The following is an 18846-nucleotide window of genomic DNA, read 5'->3' as shown; positions in this document are numbered from 1 at the left end:
AATTTGGCGTTATCATTGTCATGATTTGGCATAATTAAAAGCATGACAATTGCTAGTCAATCTCCTAATGCTGATACTAGCATTTCTGCCAAGCCCGCCGTCAAAGGCTTTATTGAATCATGACAATTGACCTGACCCCTTATCTTCCCACCCACGGTCCCAAGTATTTGGCCATTGCCCGGGCGCTTTCCGAAGCGATACGCCAGGGCGACCTGATCCCGGGCACTCGCCTCCCTCCCCATCGGCAACTGGCCGAGACACTGGGGGTAAGCGTGCAAACCGTCTCACGGGCCTATACCGAAGCGGAAAAAATGGGTCTGGTCCAGGCCCGGGTCGGCAGCGGTACTTGGGTCAACGCCTTCGACGACGGTCGTGAGTCGGAATACCTGCGTGGCCCGGAGCCGCGTCGCGAAACACCGCTGATCGATCTATCGATCGCTCACCCGGTTTGTCCTCCACGTTATCACCTGCATTTTCGCGAAGCCTTGGCCGAGCTTAGCGAACATGCCAACCCAGAGGTGGTCAGCGCCTGCCGTCCGATTGCCGGCCTGGTCCACCAGCGCGAACGTGCCAATGACTGGCTGAACAGGCGCTTGGGCGTGCCCGGCGATGTGGACGACCGCGTGCTATGCAATGGCGCAGCCCATGGCCTGATGCTAGCGATCGCCACTGTGGTCCAACATGGCGACATCGTGCTTACTGAAGCTCTGACCGATCATGGCCTGATCGCGTTATCGCGTACCTTGGGATTCCAATTGCGCGGTGTGGCCATCGACGAAGAAGGCGTGATACCCGACGCCCTGGAAGTCGCTTGCCAACGCTTCCGGCCCCGCGCCGTTTGCTTGACCCCGACCCAATTGAATCCAACCGGTGCCACCATGGGCGCGCGACGCCGTCGTGCCGTGGCTGAAGTGCTCAGCCATCATGACGTATGGCTGATAGAAGATGATGTGCATGCACTTCTCGAGCCCCCCGGACTAATGCCACTGGCCGCTCACCTGCCACGCCAAACCTTCCACGTCACCAGTCTAACCAAGGCCACGATGCCGGGGTTGCGGGCTGGCTACTTGAGCGTACCCCGTTCGCAGCTTCACCATACGTTGCCTCGTCTACGCGCTACGAGTTGGATGGCCACGCCCCTCATATTCGAGATCGCCGACCTATGGCTAGCCAACGGGATGGTCGAGGCTCTGGCTCAGGAGCAGCGCGAACTGCTTGCCGAACGTCAACGCTTGGCCGCTCGCCTGCTGAGCGATCATCCCTTGTCATCACGCCCTAGTAGTTTGCACGTCTGGGTCTCGCTGCCACCATTATGGCGTGCCGAGGAGCTTCAGCAGCAGGCTGAACAGGAGGGACTGGCGATCACCACGGCACAACCCTTCATGGTTGATCAGTCACCACCACCGAAACGGGTTCGCCTGAGCCTGGGAGCCGAGCAGGACATTGCTCGCCTGGCAGAAGGCTTGCAATGCCTGGCAACCTTGCTTGAAGACGCACCGCCACCCATGATGCAGATCGTATATTGAACCGACAGGAGAGGAAGGATGCGTATTCTGGTTCATATCGATGACGCTCACCTCTGGCGTGAAGCGCTGAGCAACCGACTGCCAAAGGCAGAGGTGTTCACCAGCGACCAGGACGCTGAAAACATCGACTATCTAGCGGTATGGAAACCGCCGGCAACACTGCTGGAGCGCCACGCCAACATCAAGGGTATCGTCAATCTCGGTGCCGGAGTCGATGCCCTACTCAATAACCCTGGGCTACCCAAGGACGTTCCCATCGTCAAGCTGCGTGACGCCGGTATGGGTGACTACATGGCCGACTACGTGCGCTATGGTGTGTTGCACTTCCAGCGCGATTTCGACCGCTATCTACGTCAGGAGGCCGACGCGCAATGGCGGGAAATTCCAATCGTCGCCAAACGCGACTGGGGTGTCGGCATTCTAGGACTCGGCGCCATCGGCACCCATGTTGCCCAAGCATTGGCGAAGGACGGCTTTCCCGTGCACGGCTGGAGCCGTTCCCCCAAGCGGGTCGAAGGCGTGACCTGCCATCATGGCGACCCCGGGCTCAACGAATTATTGGGCCAAGTGCGAACCCTGGTGACTCTCCTGCCTGACACAACGTCGACACGACATATCGTCAATGCCGACACTCTCGCCGCCCTGCCTGACGGCGCAACCCTGATCAACCCCGGACGCGGTCCCCTGGTCGACGAAGCCGCTCTGCTGGAAGCACTGGGGTCCGAAAAAGAGGAAGGCCGGTTGCGAGGCGCCCTGCTCGACGCCTTCCCCGAAGAGCCACTGGCAGCCGATAGCCCGCTGTGGACTCACCCACGGGTACGAATCACGCCACACATGGCTGCCCCCACTCCCCTCGAAGAAGCTGCCGATCAGGTGGCTGAGACCATCCGCGCCTGGGAAGCTGGAGATCCGGTGACCACTGTCGATCCCAAAGCCGGCTACTAATGTCAACAACGGCCAAGCCCTACAAAGCTTGGCGATGACACGTTACGCTGACAGAGAAGCATCGCCACTTTGGATGATCCAAGGAGGAGGAGGCTAGCGATGACGCAACCACAGGTAGCATATCGCCCCGACGATGCCTTGTTGATCGTCGACATGCAGAACGACTTCTGCGAAGGGGGAGCACTGGCCGTAGCCGGCGGCAGCGCCTTGGTGCCGGGTATCAATGCCGAGATCCATGCCGCCCGAGACGCCGGCGCACTGATCGTTGCTTCGCGTGACTGGCACCCCATCGATCATTGCAGTTTTGACAGCCAAGGTGGCCCTTGGCCGGTACATTGCGTGCAAGACACCCCCGGCGCGGCGTTCCTTCCCGAACTGCAATTCCCTGAAGACACCGTCAAGGTGAGCAAAGGAACGGCCTTCGACCGCGACGCCTACTCGGCTTTCGATGACACTGGCCTGGCCGGCTTCCTGCAGCGCCGGGGAGTTTCCCGGGTCGTCGTCTGCGGCCTGGCAATGGATGTCTGCGTTCGGGCCACGACACTGGATGCCCTCAAGGCAGGTTTCACAACCCAACTGTTGACCGAGCTCACCGAAGCGGTGGCTCCCGATCAGCGTCAGGTGTGTGTAGACGAACTGCGCCAAGCGGGCTGCGAGGTCGTAGCATGAAGTACACTTCCCCGGCCAACGTCACCGACGACGATCTGGCATTACTCACCGATCTCTATGAGCTCACCATGCTGCAGGCCTATTGGCGGGAGGGTATGCATGAGCGTGGCGTGTTCAGCCTCTATTTCCGCAAATTGCCGGGCCAGCGCAACTTCATGCTCGCCTGCGGTCAGCAATATGTCGCGGAACTGGTCACGCAGCTGCATTTCTCGCCCTCGAGCCTGCAGCGCCTAGCTGACGTCGGGATGTTCGACGACCGCTTCCTCGCCTGGCTCGAGGGCTTTCGCTTTACGGGCGATATCTGGGCGCTACCTGAAGGTACCCCGGTATTTCCCAACGAACCGCTGATGGAAGTAGAAGCCCCCATCGCCGAGGCCCAACTGCTGGAGAGCCTGGTGCTCAACCAGGTTCAGCTCGAAACCGTGCTGGCTTCCAAAGCGGTACGCTTGGTAATGATGGCGAAAGGACGACCGATCATCGATTTCGGTATGCGCCGCATGCATGGAATGGATGCCGCCATACGCGGTGTCCGCGCCTACCGTACCGCGGGGCTGGCGGGTACCAGCAATGTGTTGGGTGGGCTGATTCATGACCTGCCACTACGCGGCACCATGGCGCACAGTTATGTGTTGGCTCACGATAACGAGCAAGAGGCCTTTCGTGAGTTTGCCCGCCAGTTTCCGGGCACCACATTGCTGGTGGACACTCATGACACCGTGGCGGGTGTCCGCAAGGTCATCGACTTGATGGCCGAGGAGGCAGGTCTCAAGGTTGGCGCCGTTCGTCTCGATTCCGGCGACCTCGGTGCCTTGGCTCGCGATTCTCGCCGACTGCTCGACGACGCCGGTCACCAGGAGGTGAAGATCGTTGCCAGCAGCGGTCTCGATGAGTACAGCATCGCTGAACTGGTGGATACGGGAGCACCTATCGACGCCTTCGGTGTCGGCACGGCATTGGGCGTGTCGCAGGATGCGCCGGTAATCGATCTCTCCTACAAGCTGGTGGAATATGCCGGCAAGCCACGCGTGAAACACTCGCCGGGCAAAATCAATCTGCCGGGGCGTAAACAGATCTACCGGCGCCTCGACAGTCAAGGCTATTACTGTGGCGATCTGATTTCCTTGCGAGACGAAACAGTGAACGAGGGCGAGTCGCTCCTGACCCTGCTGGTCAAGCAGGGCCAGATCGATGAGGCCGCCCTCGCCGAAGCCGACCGGGCTCGTGAACGAGTGCAACATACCCTGACTCGGCTTCCACCGCCCCTATGCCGCCTCGAGTCGACTGAGCCCTCTTACTCAGTCGAGCTCAGCGAGGGCTTGAAACGCCTCCAACGCGAGACACAGTGACTCGCCAATTATCGTTCTCTCGATTATTGCAACAAGGCGTTGAACTGCTTCAACCACTCTGGATGCGCCGGCCAAGCCGGAGCCGTGACCAAACGCCCCGATGTCACGGCCTGGTCAACCGCAATATCAGCATAATCGCCCCCGGCCAGGCGGACTTCCGGGGCACAAGCCGGATAGGCCGATACCCGGTGCCCCTCCAACGATACCGCTGCCGCCAGCAACTGGGCGGCATGACAGATCGCTGCCACCGGCTTCTCATGCTCGACGAAGTATGCCACCAGTTCCAGTACTCTCTCGTTGAGGCGTAGATATTCCGGAGACCGGCCGCCGGGGATCACCAGAGCCTCGTAATCGGCCGCATCGATCTCGGAGAATGTCGCGTTCAGAGTGAAACGATGTCCTGGTTTCTCGGTATAGGTTTGATCCCCTTCGAAATCATGGATAGCCGTCTTGATGGTGTCTCCCTCACGCTTCTCTGGACACACGGCATCAACCTCGTGCCCCATCGCTTGCAGGGCCTGGAAAGGCACCATGATTTCGTAGTCCTCGACAAAGTCGCCGGCAATCAACAGGATTTTGGCCATGAGAAAACACTCCCTTGCGTAGGGACGCGCCTGATGCAGCACAATCGCCGCAACCAATGCGTCCAAGGATGGTAAGCCATAGCGTAGCCGAGCCTATCGATCGCGCAATGAATGTGCACGGGGGAACCTTTGGCCGTGACACTCCATCACAGCGGGAGTGTTTGTCTCGATACGGTGGAGACGTCCATGCTTCCTGTGCTGCGAACCTTCCTGCTAGGTATCACGATCACCTCAATGCTAGTGAGCACTGCCATGGCCCGTGAGCCGACCGCCCCTCGCCCTTTCGCCGCCAGCTATCGCCTGGAAGTCGACGGCTGGCCCAATGCTCGCATCAACCATCGGCTGTCGCGTCACGGACCACACTGGCAGAGTGATATGAACGCGGCCATCTCCATGGCCCGCGGCAATGAGAGCAGCCGCTTCCGGATCAACGATGACGGCATTCGTGCCACTGCCTACCACAGTGGCTACTCATTGCTAGGTATCGGCGACAAGTATCGGTTGGGACACGATGACCTTGCTGATCTTCCCGACCGCCAGGCAGCACTATTCGATCTATCGCGCCAAGCGGTACAAGCCCTGTGCAATACGGACCAGTCACCGTGCGAGCTACGCTACCAGGATCATAAAGGGCGCGAGGAAGTGCTGCGCTATCGCATTGTCGAGCGTGGCGAACTGACATTGCCGGCCGGTGAATTCGATGCCGTGACCGTCGAGGCCTGGGATCCCGAACACCCCGAACGCCAATTGGTCTTCAGCTTTCATCCCGAACTACCCGGCCTGTTACTGGCCTTCGACTACCGTCGCGATGGAAAGCGCAAGAGCCGCCTGACATTGACAGAGCTCACACTACCGGAATAACCCCTGTCGGCCATTAGCTTGGCTGATGCCCTATCAGGGAAAAGCATTTCCTCTCATATCGTTTTTCGCTTATCGTCGGCAACCGTGGCCACACGAGGCGGCCATGACGGTCCACCCGCCACTGGAGCCACGATGCTGACTGGAATCCTGATCGTTCTACTGCCACTGATTCTCGGCTATCTGGTGCCGGTACGTCGCGCTTCACTGATGAATCTTGTCAATCGTTCGGTCAATGGGTCGATTTACCTCATTCTGCTGCTGATGGGGATCAGCCTGGCCGCCCTCGATGATCTCGGCCGGCAACTCTCACGTATGGGGGGGCAGGCGGCATTGCTGTTCGCCATCACTGCCGCCTGCAACTTGTTGGCCTTATGGTGGCTGGCGCGACGCAGCGCACTGCGCGCCGGAACCTCGCCGGTAGTGGAAGGGGCGCCAACCAGCAAGCTCGCTGCCATGCTGGGCTCGTTGACGCTACTCGGCGTCGTGGCTCTCGGAGTGATTGTCGGCGTAGCGCTCGGCTGGCTGGCCATGAACGAATGGCATGCTGGCGCCGAGACACTGGCTGAAATCGTGTTGTATGCCCTGTTGGCCTTGATCGGCTGCCAACTTCGCAACTCCGGCATGCCGCTCAAGCAGATCCTGCTCAATCACCACGGACTGGCGATCGCCATCACGGTAGCGATCAGCTCACTACTGGCAGGATTGCTAGCCGCTCCGCTCCTGTCGCTCTCTTGGAACCAAGGCCTGGCGATGGCTGCCGGCTTCGGCTGGTATTCGTTATCGGGGATCCTGATCGGGGACCAACTCGGCCCCGTGCTCGGGGGGGTGGCCTTCTTCAATGACCTGGCCCGAGAACTGCTGGCCTTCCTGCTGATCCCACTAACGATCCATCGCGCCACACCATTGGCCATTGGCTACGGCGGTGCCACCTCCATGGACTTCACGTTGCCGGTGATCCAGCAGCACGGCGGCGTAGCTTGTGTTCCGGTGGCGGTGGTCAGCGGCTTCATCCTCTCGTTGCTTTCTCCGCCACTGATCCTATTCTTTCTTTCCCTGTAGCAGCCTTGTGGCAGCTCCTTCTTCGTGGGAGCGCAGCTTGCTGCGCGATTCGTTTGCGATTGCCACTGCCGTAGCCCGTAGCCCGTAGCCCGTAGCCCGTAGCCATTATCCTAAAGTCTAGGTTGAAGTCAGCCCCATCAAGCGGCTAACTGTGTATTCACGATCTTAATCGTTTAAGAATGCATTTTGTGCAGCACTTACCGCCGCCGATAACAACAAGCCGACGAGGAAGCCACTCCATGCTCAAGAAACTGATCCCCTCTATCGCTCTGGCCAGCACCGCTATCGCCACCATCGGCCAGGCCCAAGCCGCTGAACTGACCATCTCCTGCGGTGCCGTGGGGGCCGAACTGAAGCTATGCCAGGAAGGTGTACGAGCCTGGGAAGAACAGACCGGCCACCGCGTCGATGTCGTCTCCACCCCCAACTCCTCGACCGAGCGACTGTCGCTCTATCAGCAGATCCTATCCGCCCAATCCAGCGACATCGATGTGATGCAGATCGATGTCGTATGGCCAGGACTTTTGGCCAATCACTTGCTCGACCTGAGCGAGACTCTTGGCGCAGATGCCGCTGCCGGCCACTTCGAGGCCATCGTTGCCAACAACACCATCGATGGTCGCCTGGTGGCCATGCCGTGGTTCACCGATGCAGGGGTTCTCTATTACCGCCAGGATCTGCTCGAAAAATATGGCCATGACGTTCCCCAGACCTGGGAAGAAATGACCACCATCGCACGCGAGATCCAGGCAGCCGAGCGTGAGAACGGCAATGACAAGATGTGGGGCTATGTCTTCCAGGGCCGCGCCTACGAAGGGCTGACCTGTAATGCCCTGGAGTGGGTAGCAAGTCACGGAGGCGGCAGCATCGTCGACACCGAAGGCGAGATCACTATCGACAACGAGCAGGCTGTCGAGGCCCTTGACTTGGCTGCCTCCTGGATCGGCAAGATCGCCCCGGAAGGCGTACTCAACTATACCGAGGAAGAAGCCCGCGGTATTTTCCAATCCGGCAATGCGGTATTCATGCGCAACTGGCCCTATGCCTGGTCGCTGGCGCAAAGCGAAGACAGCGAGGTAAGTGGCAAGGTGGGGGTGGTCAAGCTGCCACATGGTAGCGAGGGGGAAAGCGCTGCCACCCTCGGCGGCTGGAACCTTGCCGTCTCCAAGTACAGCGAAAATCCTGATCTCGCCGCCGACCTGGTGGCCTTCTTGACCTCGGAAGAGGAACAGAAGCGCCGTGCCATCGAAGCCTCCTACAATCCCACCCTGGAAAGCCTGTATCAGGATCAGGAAGTACTCGAGGCCGTGCCCTTCTTCGGCACTCTCTATGACACTTTCACCAATGCCGTGGCACGCCCTTCCGCCCCCACCGGCGACAACTATGGCCGTGTCAGCAACAGCTTCTTCAACGCCGTCCATAACGTGCTCTCTGGCAACCAGAGCGGAGCCGAGGCTGTCGCCGCGCTGAATAGCGAGCTATCACGGATCAAGCGTCGTCGTTGGTAACCCAGGAGGCTTCCATGTCGATCCCAGCAACTGAAGGCGCACCCCAAGAGGTGCGCCCCCGTCAGGCAGGCTACCGCGGTACCAAGGTTCGTCGTCAGCGTGTCCGTGCCGCCTGGACATTTCTCGCCCCGATGCTGTTCGCCCTGGCCCTGGTGGCTGGCTGGCCCCTGTTACGGACGTTCTACTTCAGTTTCACCGATGCTTCGCTATCGGATACCACAGGCGCGCTGTTCATCGGTTTCGAGAACTATCTGGTCTATGACGACGGCGCCTGGTACGGCCTGCTCACCGATCCGGTGTGGTGGCGCTCAGTGTGGAATACGCTGTTCTTCAGCGTCGTCTCGGTATCGCTAGAGGTGGTATTCGGCATCATCGTCGCCCTGTTGCTCAATGCCGAGTTCAAGGGACGCATGCTGGTACGCGCGGCGGTGCTGATTCCCTGGGCCATTCCCACCATCGTTTCGGCCAAGATGTGGGCCTGGATGCTCAACGACCAGTTCGGGATCATCAACCACCTGCTGATGGCGCTGGGCATCATCGACTCGCCCATTCCCTGGACCGCCAGCGCCACCTACTCCATGTGGGCAGTGATAATGGTCGACGTATGGAAGACCATCCCCTTCGTCGCCCTGTTGGTATTGGCGGCGCTGCAAATGCTGCCCAAGGACTGCTACGAAGCCGCCGAGGTCGATGGCATTCACCCGGTCAAGGTGTTCTTCCGCGTTACCCTGCCGTTGATCACCCCAGCCTTGCTGGTGGCAGTGATCTTCCGCCTGCTCGATGCATTACGCGTATTCGACGTGATCTATGTGCTGACATCCAACTCCACCAGCACCATGACCATGTCGATCTATGCCCGCCAGCAACTGGTCGAGTTCCAGGACGTGGGCTACGGCAGCGCCGCTTCCACCATGCTATTCCTGATCATCGCCCTGGCCACCGTGATCTACCTCTATCTGGGTCGCCGTCAACTGGGAGTCGACCAATGAACCAGTATCAGCTCATCAAGCTTGCCAAGCGTGTCGGTCTCTATGCCTTGATCGCGGTGGTGATGGTCTATGCCATCTTCCCCTTCTATTACGCCGTGATCACTTCGCTGAAACCTTCGAGCGAGTTGTTCCGCGTCGACTTCTGGCTGTCGTCGCTGGACTTCACCAACTACGTGCAGATCTTCACCCAGAAGAGCTTCGTGCGTGCCATCGTCAATTCCATCGTGGTCTCGCTGAGCGTAGTGTTCATCGCCCTGTTGCTTGGCATCACCGCCTCCTACGCCCTGGGCCGGGTACGCTTCCGTGGCCGCACCACGGTCATGCTGGTGATCCTCGGCGTATCGATGTTTCCCCAGGTAGCGGTACTCTCCGGCCTGTTCGAAGTGATCCGTTCGCTGAACCTGTACAACAATCCTGGTGGCCTGATCCTCAGCTACACCATCTTCACCCTGCCCTTCACGGTGTGGGTGCTGACCACCTTCATGCGCCAGCTGCCCATGGAACTCGAGGAGGCGGCGATCATGGATGGCGCCACCCCTTGGGTGACCATCACCAAGGTGTTCCTGCCGCTGATGTGGCCGGCAATGGCCACCACCGGGCTGCTGGCCTTCATCGCCGCCTGGAACGAATTCCTGTTCGCCCTGACCTTCACCCTCACTGACAGCCAACGCACCGTGCCGGTGGCCATCGCCCTGATCTCCGGTGGCAGCCAGCACGAGTTGCCCTGGGGGCCGATCATGGCCGCTTCTGTCACTGTCACCGTGCCGTTGGTGGTGCTGGTGATGATCTTCCAGCGGCGCATCGTTTCCGGCCTTACCGCTGGTGCGGTCAAGGGCTGACAACCTCCTGACAAGCCCCGACACCGAGACTCCGGTAGCGTTTAATTGACTCAAGGATCCTTTCAATGCAAGACAGTACCTTCTGGTGGCGCGGCGGCATCATCTATCAGATCTATCCACGCAGCTTCATGGACGCTAACAACGATGGCATCGGCGACCTGCCCGGGGTCACCGAGAAGCTGGACTACGTCGCTAGCTTGGGCGTGGATGGCATCTGGCTATCGCCGTTCTTCACCTCACCGATGCTCGACTTCGGCTACGACATCAGCAACTACCGTGACGTCGATCCGATGTTCGGTACCCTTGAGGACTTCAAGACGCTGCTTGACCGTGCCCATGCTTTAGGGCTGAAGGTGATCATCGACCAAGTGATCAGTCACACCTCGGACCAGCATCCCTGGTTCCAGGAAAGCCGCACCGATCGCTACAACTCCAAGGCCGACTGGTACGTGTGGGCCGACCCCAAGCCCGATGGCACACCGCCCAACAACTGGCTGTCGATCTTCGGCGGCTCGGCATGGACCTTCGACTCGCGGCGCCGTCAGTACTACTTGCATAACTTCCTGACCAGCCAACCGGACCTCAACTTCCACAATCCTCAGGTAAGGGCCGCGCAGCTCGACAACATGCGCTTCTGGCTGGAACTGGGTGTCGATGGCTTCCGCCTGGATACCGTCAACTTCTACTTCCATGATCAGGAGTTGCGCGACAATCCACCAGTTCCCAAGGGCGAAGCCAAGACACTCGGTGCGCCGGATGCCAATCCCTATACCTGGCAGCGTCATATCTATGATTTGAGCCGCCCGGAGAACCTCGACTTCCTCCAGCACCTGCGCGCACTGATGGACGAATTCCCCGGCACCACCACGGTGGGCGAGATCGGCGACGACAACCCGCTCGAACGTATGGCCGAGTACACCGCCGGTGGCGACAAGCTGCACATGGCCTACACCTTCGACCTGCTCAACGAGCCGCACTCGCCCAGCTATATCCGCGAGGTGCTAGAGCGTTTCCAACGCCTGGCCGGCGATGCCTGGCCATGCTGGGCACTGTCCAACCATGACGTGGTCAGAAGCGCCACCCGCTGGGGCGTGGACGAGGACCCGATCGCCTACCCCAAGGTAGCACTGGCCCTGTTGCTGTCACTGCGTGGCAGCGTGTGTCTCTATCAGGGGGAGGAACTGGGCCTACCCGAAGCCAATGTTCCCTATGAGCGCATTCAGGATCCCTACGGCAAGGTACTGTGGCCGGAGTTCAAGGGCCGCGATGGCTGCCGTACGCCTATGCCTTGGACCCGTGATGAGCATGGAGGCTTCTCCAGCGTAGCGCCCTGGCTGCCGGTGGAGAAACGCCATCTGTCACTGGCGGTCGAGGCCCAGCAGGACGACGCTGCCTCCATGCTCAACACCACTCGTCGCCTGCTGGCCTTCCGCCAAACCCATCCCGCTTTGTTCGACGGCGATCTGACCCTGGTCGATGTCGGCGAGGAGTTGCTCGGCTTCATTCGCGAGGGCCATGGCGAGCGTCTGCTGTGCATATTCAACCTCGGCAGTGAGACCCGGCGCACCCGGCTACCGGAGCATGGTCAGCCGCTCGACGGACACGGATTCCAGACCGAACTCGTTGACGGAACACTGACACTGCCACCTTATCAAGCCGCCTACTTCCAGCTCGGGCGATGACACAACACACAACGAGGCCGGCCTGGAAAGGCCGGCAAGGAGTCGCAAGATGGCAAGCGTGACCCTGGAAAAGATTAACAAGGTATTCGGCAGCACCCATATCATCAAAGATGTCGACCTCAGCGTCGGCGAAGGCGAATTCGTAGTCTTCGTTGGGCCCTCGGGCTGCGGCAAGTCGACCCTGCTGCGCTTGATCGCCGGCCTGGAATCGATCAGCGGCGGAGAACTCAGGATCGGCGAGCAGGTGGTCAATGACCTGCCACCGCGTGAACGCGGCGTGGGCATGGTGTTCCAGTCCTATGCTCTCTACCCGCACATGACGGTCTACGAGAACATGGCCTTCGGCCTCAAACTGGCCAAGACCGCCAAGGAAACCATCGATGAACGGGTGATGGCAACGGCGCGTATCCTGCAGCTAGAGGAACTGTTGCATCGCAAGCCCAAGGAACTCTCCGGTGGCCAGCGTCAACGTGTCGCCATGGGCCGCGCCATGGCCCGTGAACCACGTATCCTGCTGTTCGACGAGCCCCTTTCCAACCTTGACGCCTCACTGCGTGTACAAATGCGCAACGAGATCGCCCGCCTGCACCATCGCCTGGGCTCCACCATGGTCTATGTCACCCACGACCAGGTCGAGGCCATGACACTGGCCGACAAGATCGTGGTGCTGCGCGACGGTCGCGTCGAGCAAGTCGGCAGCCCTCATACGCTCTATCAGCAGCCTGCGACCAAATTCGTTGCCGGTTTCATCGGCTCACCGACCATGAATTTCATGCCGGCTGAGTTGATGGAAGGCTCAGCCAGCGGCTGCCAGGTGCGCGCGCCGGGCCTCGGTGAATTGGCCCTGCCCCAAAGCGGTGACGATCAACGTCCTGGCGCCGGTTTGACCCTGGGTGTGCGTCCCGAGCATCTGCGCCTGGCCGAAGCGGAGGGCAATAATAGCTTCGAGATCGTCAACGTCGAGTATCTGGGCAACGAGGTATACGTCTATCTCGAGCCCAAGGCAGGCGACACCCTGTTGATCCACCGCAGTGAGGCACCGAGTCGCTGGAAGGTCGGCCAGCGCGTAGCCCTGGTGCCGGAGCTCGAACACGTTCATCTGTTCGATGGCAACGACAAGGCCCTAGCGCTCGCCAAGCAAAGCCAGGCCGCCTAAAAGCACCCAGCTCTCCAACAATCACAATAGAGGGAATTCGCCAATGCCTCTTGTATCGACTCGCTCCTTATCGGCCACTCGCCGTCTGCTCAAGGGTGGCGCCAGCACGTTTCTTCTAACTAGCTCGGTGCTCATGGTCCATGGGGTTCAGGCTGAAGAAATCTCCATCGCCTGCGGATCCGGTGATGCAGCCGACTACTGCCCGGTGCTCGCCCGACAATGGGCCGAACAGACCGGCCATCAGGTCAACGTCATCTCCACCCCCAACGCCACCACCGAGAAGCTGTCGCTCTATCAGCAACTGCTCAGCAGTCAATCCAGCGACGTCGATGTGCTGATGATCGATATCGTCTGGCCCGGCCTGCTCGACGACCACTTGGTGGATCTGGGCGACTACCTACCCGAGGATGCCACCGACGGTTTCTTCCCAGCATTGGTCGACAACAACACCATCGACGGACGTCTGGTGGCCATGCCCTGGTACACTGATGCCGGATTGCTTTATTACCGTAAGGACCTACTCGAGAAGTACGGCCATGAGGTGCCCGAAACCTGGCAGCAGCTGACCGAGGTTGCCCGCGAGATCCAGGCCGCTGAACGCGCAGCAGGCAACAACGACTTCTGGGGTTATATATTCCAAGGTCGTGCCTATGAAGGCCTGACCTGCAATGCCTTGGAATGGGTGGCAAGTCATGGCGGCGGCACCCTCGTCGATGCCGAGGGGGAAGTCACCATCGACAATCCCAAGGCCATCGCCGCCTTGGAGCTTGCCGCCTCGTGGATCGGCGACATCTCGCCGGAAGGCACTCTCAACCACACCGAGGAAGAGACCCGTGGCGTCTTCCAGTCCGGCAATGCCCTGTTCCTGCGTAACTGGCCCTATGTCTGGTCGTTGGCCCAGAGTGAAGGCAGCTCGGTGCGTGGCAAGGTCGGCATGGCGACACTGCCGCACGGCCCCGACGGCGAATCGCGCTCGACCCTGGGCGGCTGGAACTTTGCCGTGTCGCGCTATTCCGAGCATCCTGAACTGGCCGCCGACCTGGTCGCCTACATGACTGCCAAGCCGCAGCAGAAGGCACATGCCATCGTTATGGGCATGAACCCGACCATTGAATCGCTCTACCAAGACGAGGAAGTGCTAGCCAGCAACCCCTCCATGAGAGGCCTCTACGAAACCCTGGCTAATGGCGTGCCGCGCCCCGCTTCGGTTACCGGAGACGCCTATGCGCGGGTCTCCAACGCCTTCTTCAACCGCACCCACCAAGTCCTCTCTGGCGACATCGATGCTGCCAGTGCAGTTCGGCAACTGGATTCGGAACTCAAGCGTCTCGGCCGTCGCGGTTGGTAAATCGCCCTATCGCCCCGGCAGCCGGAGCGGTATGCTTGATGCTGGATTGCTTAGCATGGAAACGAACGTGACCCCACCGCCACGCCGCATCACGCTCAAGGATCTGGCTGCCGAGCTTGGTGTATCCACCGCCAGCATCTCCAACGCCTTCAATCGGCCTGACCAGCTCTCGCCCAAACTGCGCGAGCGTATTCTCAGCGAAGCCAGGCGTCTGGGTTATACCGGCCCCGACGCCAAGGCTCGCAGTCTGCGCACCGGGCGTTCGCGAATCATTGCCGTGGTGCTCGCCGAAAGCCTGACCTACAGCTTGAATGATGCAGTGGCCAGCGAGCTGCTTTCCGGCATCGCCGAAGTACTCGACGTCCACGGCCATACCTTGCTGTTGCTGTCGGGCCGACAGCACATCTCTCAGGCACCCGGTTCTTCGAGTATGGCCGACGGTTTCATTGCCTACGGTCTGATGCCACCGAACATGATGTTGCTCGCCGACCTGCCTGCCCAGCGTCCTTTGGTGGCGGTGGACTTCACTCCCGAAGGCTACCCTACGGTGCATATCGACAATGAACCGGCTAGTTATGCCATTGCCTGCCATGCCCTCAAGACCCCACCCCAACGTCCGGCGGTGATCAGCCTGCGTCTTACCAAACAACCGTGTAACGGGCCCATCACCGAAAAATATGAACTGTTGCCGGCCGAGCGTTCCATCACCCGCTCACGACTGGCTGGCTTTTATCGAGCCTTCGAGGAGCACGGCATTGACCCCGCCCAGGTGCCGATATGGAATGTCGAAGAGAATACCCATGAGGTATGTGCCCCAGTCATCGAGGAGATTCTCGACCTGCCCGACGACGAACGACCTGACTTGCTGTTGTGCATGTCTGATCGTATTGCCTTGACTGCCCTCACCCTGGCCGAGCAGCGAGGACTGCGTGTCCCCGGGGATCTCCGTCTGACGGGTTTCGACGGCATTGCCGAAGGCCAGTACCGTGCCCCCCGCCTGACCACGGTGCGCCAGGACAGCGTGGAAAAGGGACGTCTCGCCGCCAAGATGATTCTTGGTCTGGCGTCTCGTGAGCAGAAACTGTTGACTACTGAGTTGTTAATCGGCGAAAGCTGTCCTTAGGTTCTGACTGAAAACTGACTGCACTTGCCCGTGTTTCTCCGACCTCTGAGTTGCACCGTTCTTGCACGTTTCATGACCAATGCCTGCATCCCCAAGGAGGAAGCTGTGCAGGAGTCTCTGCGCCTGTCCCGGCTAGCGATATTTCCCTTACCATGGAGACACCATGAAGCACTTGTCTCACCTGGCCATATCCCGCTTGGGCATCAAGCTGTTCCTGATCATTCTGGTGGTTAATGTCGTGATCTCGGGATTGGTGTTCCTGGGGGTGTCGCGTAGTCTCGACCAGGGTTTCATCGACTATCTTGAAACGACTCAGATCAACCGCGCCAAGACGCTGGCCGAGGGGCTCGGCGAGGAATGGCAGCGGCGCGGCGACTGGCAGTGGTTGCGTGAATCAAGGCGGGAGTGGCATCGGCTGGTACGCCAACAACTGTGGCCAGGAGAGGGGCCTCCCCCCGAAGGCATCGATCGTCGTCTCGGCGACCCCAGCGACTTTGTGCTGCACGATGCCGATGGCCTGCCGGTGATCGGGCTGCCACCACCGATACTGCCCGAGGATGGCCAGGAGCCGCCTGAGTTGAATTGGCTACCCATCATCAGTAACGGCCAGCAGGTCGGTGCCTTGGGCTACCGCCCCCCTCAACAGTTGATGGCACGTATGGATCGTATCTTCCTGGCCCGTCAACAGCGCAACCTCTCCATCATCGTCGGCTCGCTAGCACTGGCATCGTTGCTGCTCGCCGGCGGACTGTCCTGGTGGTTGGGCCGTCGTACCCAGAGTATGGCATTGGCCACCCGACGCCTTACCGAAGGTGATTACAGCATTCGCCTGGCCGAGCATGGACAGGATGAACTGTCGCGGTTGTCCTACGATTTCAATGTGCTGGCCGCGACCCTGGAAGCCAATCGCGAGGCACGCCAACGCTGGGTATCGGATATCGCACACGAACTGCGCACGCCATTGGCGGTGCTACGTGGTGAGATCGAAGCCATGCAAGATGGCATTCGCCCCATGAACGAAGATAACTTGCATTCGCTATCTCAAGAGGTCGGCCAGCTTGAACGCTTGGTCGCCGACCTGCGGCTGCTGGCACAGAGCGATGCTGGCGCCCTGGAAGTGTCGCTGGCCCCGCTGAACCTGGCCGAGTCGCTGCGCGGGCGACTGGATGATGCCAAAGGTTGGTTGCGCGACAGCGATATCGCATTGGAGATGGATATCCCGCCATCGGCACCGATACGCGGCGATACCCAGCGCCTACGCCAGCTATGGAATATCCTGCTCGACAATACCTGCGCCTACACCGATGCTCCAGGCTATCTGAAGGTCCGTCTTGAACTCGATAACCAGCATGTTCGAATCATCTGGGAGGACAGCGCGCCCGGCGTTCCCAGCAGAGGACTCCCTCATCTCACTGAACGACTATACCGAGTCGAAGGCTCACGCAATCGCAGAAGCGGCGGCAGCGGCTTGGGGCTTTCCATTGCCACTGCACTGGTCAAGGCCCATAGCGGGCGTATGCGACCGTCACACTCGTCGCTGGGCGGGTTATGCTGGACACTCGAGTTTCCATTGGCCAGGGAGAATATGGCATGAGCGGCAACGATACCGATGGCATCATCCTGATCGTCGAGGACGAGCCCAAGATAGCCCGACTGGTGGCCGATTATCTGACCGGCAGCGGCTTTCGATCCCACCATCTGGAGCATGGCGACGACGTCATGCCCTGGTTGGACGAGCAACGTCCCGAGCTGGTGCTACTCGACTTGATGCTGCCCGGTACCGATGGCCTGACACTCTGCCGTCTGATTCGCGAGCGTTGGCCACGACTGCCGGTGATCATGCTCACTGCACGGGTCGAGGAGGTAGACCGTCTGTTGGGTCTGGAACTGGGGGCCGATGACTACATCTGCAAACCATTCAGCCCCCGTGAAGTCGTCGCCCGGGTCAAGACGGTGTTACGCCGCAGCCGTGCCCTCAACGGTGAGAGTGTTCCTGATGCCGGGGCTCCCCTGGTGCTAGATGAGGACGGTTGGCGAGCGCTGGCCGACGGCCACGACCTAGGGCTAACGGCTGTGGAATTCCAACTCCTCAAGGTGATGATGAGTGCACCAGGGCGCATTTTCTCGCGCGACCAGTTGATGGATCATATGTATCGCGATCACCGCATCGTCTCCGAGCGCACCGTCGACAGCCATATCAAGAAACTGCGCAGAAAGATCAGCGATGTTTGGCCTGAGCGAGAGATCATCCGCTCGGTCTACGGCGTGGGCTACAAGTACCAGCCGGAGGAGTGAACTCGAACGTGCAGGGAACGTGCACACGTTTACCTAGTGGTTGCACGCTCTATGCATCCTCGATGCACAAGACTTGGCGAGACTGCAAGCCTCGACACAGAGACCACAAGGAGCGTCTTGCCATGATCCGACTGAGTACACGCAAATTGCTGATGCCGGCCCTGCTGGCGGTTGCTATCGCACCACTGACCCTTGCCGCCATTGCCGCCCCCGACGAAGGCCCGCGTCATCCATGGAGTGAACGCCATCAGGAACAACGCCAGGCACTCTATGATCGTGCGGGTCTCGATGACGCCACTCGCACCGCTCTGGAAGAGGCCCATGTCGAGCATCGTGAAGCCCAGCACCAGTTGCGCGAACAGCATCGCGAACGAATGAACGATATCCTTAGCGAAGAGCAGCAACAGGCCCTGCACACCGCCAAGCGCGAGATGCACGAGGAGCGCCATGCCGAACGTCGTCAGGCGATGCAGGAACGCTTGGATGCTTTGGTTGATAATTGGGGGCTCGATGAAGCCGAACGGCAGGCACTGCATGACGCCCGTGAAGCGATGTTGGTCGACGCTCGCGAACTCCACGAACAGGAATTCGACAACCGTGAAGACAAGCGCGCCGCTTGGCTGGAGCTGCGTGACGAGCACCGCGCCGCCCTGTCCGAGATCCTCAGCGACGAGCAGATGGCCGAGCTTCGCGACACCATGCGGCCGCACCACGGCCATCCTCGCGTGGGCCACCATGGAATGCCGCATGACAAGCATGGCCCCAGCCAGCATGACGACGACGCCTGATAGTTGGCTTCGGCAGTGAAATACGCTGCCGAGCTCGTCCCTGTCGCACCCTGTTTGCCCGGCTCTGGAAGCCGGGCTTTTTCATGCCTCGACGGTTCGTTGGCAAGCCACAGTTGAACTTCGATCAA

Annotated in this window: 17 protein-coding genes; 16 read left to right on the top strand and 1 reads right to left on the bottom strand. The window is 60.1% G+C overall.

The window, feature by feature from the left end:
• The first annotated feature begins 119 nt into the window (after positions 1-119).
• The 4 genes from ehuR (at position 120) to L861_RS16650 (ending at position 4486) form a co-directional block, all read left to right on the top strand.
• Positions 120-1526 (top strand): MocR-like ectoine utilization transcription factor EhuR, encoded by a 1407-nt coding sequence (gene ehuR / locus L861_RS16665; protein ID WP_016417808.1) that lies wholly within the window; start codon positions 120-122, stop codon positions 1524-1526.
• An 18-nt stretch (positions 1527-1544) separates the two neighbouring features.
• A complete protein-coding gene (locus tag L861_RS16660; RefSeq protein ID WP_016417807.1) occupies positions 1545-2471 on the top strand; it encodes a 2-hydroxyacid dehydrogenase in 927 nt (308 codons plus the stop codon).
• A gap of 99 nt (positions 2472-2570) precedes the next feature.
• Positions 2571-3140 carry a nicotinamidase gene (locus L861_RS16655; protein WP_016417806.1) on the top strand — a complete coding sequence of 190 codons (570 nt, stop codon included), beginning with the start codon at positions 2571-2573 and terminating at the stop codon, positions 3138-3140.
• On the top strand, positions 3137-4486 hold the full coding sequence (locus tag L861_RS16650) for a nicotinate phosphoribosyltransferase (RefSeq protein ID WP_016417805.1): 1350 nt from the start codon (positions 3137-3139) through the stop codon (positions 4484-4486). The genes L861_RS16655 and L861_RS16650 overlap by 4 nt, the downstream gene beginning before the upstream one ends.
• A 23-nt stretch (positions 4487-4509) precedes the next feature.
• Here the strand turns inward: L861_RS16650 and L861_RS16645 are convergent, their stop codons facing one another.
• A complete protein-coding gene (locus tag L861_RS16645; RefSeq protein WP_016417804.1) occupies positions 4510-5070 on the bottom strand; it encodes a DJ-1/PfpI family protein in 561 nt (186 codons plus the stop codon).
• Positions 5071-5256: 186 nt separating this feature from the next.
• On the opposite strand from L861_RS16645, the gene L861_RS16640 reads away from it, so the two are divergent.
• The 12 genes from L861_RS16640 (at position 5257) to L861_RS24855 (ending at position 18718) form a co-directional block, all read left to right on the top strand.
• Complete coding sequence (locus L861_RS16640) at positions 5257-5931, top strand: hypothetical protein (RefSeq protein ID WP_016417803.1); 675 nt, start codon at positions 5257-5259, stop codon at positions 5929-5931.
• A gap of 132 nt (positions 5932-6063) precedes the next feature.
• A complete protein-coding gene (locus tag L861_RS16635) occupies positions 6064-6990 on the top strand; it encodes a LysO family transporter (RefSeq protein ID WP_016417802.1) in 927 nt (308 codons plus the stop codon).
• Between the two features lie 239 nt (positions 6991-7229).
• Positions 7230-8498 carry an ABC transporter substrate-binding protein gene (locus L861_RS16630; protein ID WP_016417801.1) on the top strand — a complete coding sequence of 423 codons (1269 nt, stop codon included), beginning with the start codon at positions 7230-7232 and terminating at the stop codon, positions 8496-8498.
• 14 nt (positions 8499-8512) lie between these two features.
• Positions 8513-9487: a carbohydrate ABC transporter permease gene (locus tag L861_RS16625; protein ID WP_016417800.1), complete on the top strand. Its 975-nt coding sequence runs from the start codon at positions 8513-8515 to the stop codon at positions 9485-9487.
• A complete protein-coding gene (locus L861_RS16620; RefSeq protein ID WP_016417799.1) occupies positions 9484-10326 on the top strand; it encodes a carbohydrate ABC transporter permease in 843 nt (280 codons plus the stop codon). Before L861_RS16625 ends, L861_RS16620 begins: the two co-directional genes overlap by 4 nt.
• Before the next feature lie 65 nt (positions 10327-10391).
• A complete protein-coding gene (locus L861_RS16615; protein WP_016417798.1) occupies positions 10392-12008 on the top strand; it encodes an alpha-amylase family glycosyl hydrolase in 1617 nt (538 codons plus the stop codon).
• A 49-nt stretch (positions 12009-12057) separates the two neighbouring features.
• Positions 12058-13164 (top strand): ABC transporter ATP-binding protein, encoded by a 1107-nt coding sequence (locus L861_RS16610; protein ID WP_016417797.1) that lies wholly within the window; start codon positions 12058-12060, stop codon positions 13162-13164.
• 43 nt (positions 13165-13207) lie between these two features.
• Entirely contained in the window at positions 13208-14512 is a 1305-nt protein-coding gene (locus L861_RS16605) for an ABC transporter substrate-binding protein (protein WP_016417796.1), read from the top strand.
• Between the two features lie 55 nt (positions 14513-14567).
• The gene (locus tag L861_RS16600; RefSeq protein ID WP_016417795.1) at positions 14568-15635 is read left to right on the top strand and encodes a LacI family DNA-binding transcriptional regulator; all 1068 of its coding nucleotides are present in this window, start codon (positions 14568-14570) and stop codon (positions 15633-15635) included.
• A gap of 163 nt (positions 15636-15798) precedes the next feature.
• The gene (locus L861_RS16595; protein ID WP_016417794.1) at positions 15799-17229 is read left to right on the top strand and encodes an ATP-binding protein; all 1431 of its coding nucleotides are present in this window, start codon (positions 15799-15801) and stop codon (positions 17227-17229) included.
• On the top strand, positions 17226-17930 hold the full coding sequence (locus L861_RS16590; RefSeq protein ID WP_016417793.1) for a response regulator: 705 nt from the start codon (positions 17226-17228) through the stop codon (positions 17928-17930). The genes L861_RS16595 and L861_RS16590 overlap by 4 nt, the downstream gene beginning before the upstream one ends.
• A gap of 122 nt (positions 17931-18052) precedes the next feature.
• Positions 18053-18718: a hypothetical protein gene (locus tag L861_RS24855; RefSeq protein ID WP_016417792.1), complete on the top strand. Its 666-nt coding sequence runs from the start codon at positions 18053-18055 to the stop codon at positions 18716-18718.
• Positions 18719-18846: the final 128 nt, after the last annotated feature.

It is taken from the genome of Litchfieldella anticariensis FP35 = DSM 16096 (genome assembly GCF_000409775.1).
Classification (GTDB): domain Bacteria; phylum Pseudomonadota; class Gammaproteobacteria; order Pseudomonadales; family Halomonadaceae; genus Litchfieldella; species Litchfieldella anticariensis.
This window is presented reverse-complemented; position numbering and strand designations above follow the sequence as displayed.

Coding starts and splice junctions, on each gene's coding strand:
- L861_RS16625 (WP_016417800.1), top strand. CDS start 8,513: ATGTCGATCCCAGCAACTGAAGGCGCACCCCAAGAGGTGCGCCCCCGT.
- L861_RS16630 (WP_016417801.1), top strand. CDS start 7,230: ATGCTCAAGAAACTGATCCCCTCTATCGCTCTGGCCAGCACCGCTATC.
- L861_RS16620 (WP_016417799.1), top strand. CDS start 9,484: ATGAACCAGTATCAGCTCATCAAGCTTGCCAAGCGTGTCGGTCTCTAT.
- L861_RS16660 (WP_016417807.1), top strand. CDS start 1,545: ATGCGTATTCTGGTTCATATCGATGACGCTCACCTCTGGCGTGAAGCG.
- L861_RS16605 (WP_016417796.1), top strand. CDS start 13,208: ATGCCTCTTGTATCGACTCGCTCCTTATCGGCCACTCGCCGTCTGCTC.
- L861_RS16650 (WP_016417805.1), top strand. CDS start 3,137: ATGAAGTACACTTCCCCGGCCAACGTCACCGACGACGATCTGGCATTA.
- L861_RS16615 (WP_016417798.1), top strand. CDS start 10,392: ATGCAAGACAGTACCTTCTGGTGGCGCGGCGGCATCATCTATCAGATC.
- L861_RS16595 (WP_016417794.1), top strand. CDS start 15,799: ATGAAGCACTTGTCTCACCTGGCCATATCCCGCTTGGGCATCAAGCTG.
- L861_RS16600 (WP_016417795.1), top strand. CDS start 14,568: ATGGAAACGAACGTGACCCCACCGCCACGCCGCATCACGCTCAAGGAT.
- L861_RS16635 (WP_016417802.1), top strand. CDS start 6,064: ATGCTGACTGGAATCCTGATCGTTCTACTGCCACTGATTCTCGGCTAT.
- L861_RS16640 (WP_016417803.1), top strand. CDS start 5,257: ATGCTTCCTGTGCTGCGAACCTTCCTGCTAGGTATCACGATCACCTCA.
- L861_RS24855 (WP_016417792.1), top strand. CDS start 18,053: ATGATCCGACTGAGTACACGCAAATTGCTGATGCCGGCCCTGCTGGCG.
- L861_RS16645 (WP_016417804.1), bottom strand. CDS start 5,070: ATGGCCAAAATCCTGTTGATTGCCGGCGACTTTGTCGAGGACTACGAA.
- ehuR (WP_016417808.1), top strand. CDS start 120: ATGACAATTGACCTGACCCCTTATCTTCCCACCCACGGTCCCAAGTAT.
- L861_RS16590 (WP_016417793.1), top strand. CDS start 17,226: ATGAGCGGCAACGATACCGATGGCATCATCCTGATCGTCGAGGACGAG.
- L861_RS16655 (WP_016417806.1), top strand. CDS start 2,571: ATGACGCAACCACAGGTAGCATATCGCCCCGACGATGCCTTGTTGATC.
- L861_RS16610 (WP_016417797.1), top strand. CDS start 12,058: ATGGCAAGCGTGACCCTGGAAAAGATTAACAAGGTATTCGGCAGCACC.